2 pseudogenes are annotated in these 687 nt (G+C 70.3%); both read left to right on the top strand.

The features are described 5' to 3' along the window. Nucleotides 1-369, top strand: a pseudogene (locus G3I56_RS42665) (DUF4162 domain-containing protein); the annotation flags it as partial. Then, nucleotides 366-687 (top strand): annotated as a pseudogene (locus G3I56_RS42660) (ABC transporter permease); the annotation flags it as partial. The pseudogenes G3I56_RS42665 and G3I56_RS42660, both read left to right, overlap by 4 nt.

Raw genomic sequence — 687 nt, 5'->3', positions numbered from 1 at the left:
AGCGAGATGGCCCTGGTCGCGGACCATCTGATCGTCGTCGGACGGGGCCGGATGCTGGCCGACACCACCGTCGAGGAACTGATCAGCCAGGCTGGCGGGGACACGGTGCAGGTCGCCACGGCGGATCCCGCCCGGCTGCGCGAGGTCCTGGCGGGACCCGGCATCGAGATCACCGGCCGGGTCGGCTCCGAGGAACTCCAGGTGACGGGCATGGAGGCCCGCGCGATCGGACTGAAGGCCGCCGAGGCCGGCATCGCGCTGTTCCAGCTCACCGCGAAGGCGCTGTCCCTGGAGGAGGCGTTCATGGAACTGACACGGGACGCGGTCGAGTACCACGGCACCACCGAGACCTCCGGGAGCGCAGCATGAGCACCATCACGTCGACCCGCACCCCCGTCCCGAGCCCCGTGCAGGGCGGCCGTCCGGTCTACGGGGTGACCGCGCGGCGCGTGCTGCGCTCGGAGTGGGCCAAGCTGTGGTCCCTGCGCTCCACCTGGATCACCCTGGGCCTGGGCCTGCTGTTCCTGGTGGCCTTCGGCCTGATCGCCTCGTGGCAGTTCAAGTCCAGGATCACCTCCGGCCGGCACATGGACGGCGACTTCGCCAGCTCCACCGCGGTGAGCCTGTCCCTGTTCGGCACGAACTTCGCGCAGTTGGCACTCGGTGTGCTGGGCGTGATGGTCACCG

The sequence above is a fragment of the Streptomyces sp. SID12488 genome (assembly GCF_010548275.1).
Lineage (GTDB): Bacteria > Actinomycetota > Actinomycetes > Streptomycetales > Streptomycetaceae > Streptomyces.
The sequence above is the reverse complement of the archived record's forward strand: the minus strand, read 5'-3'. Positions and strand labels throughout refer to the sequence as shown.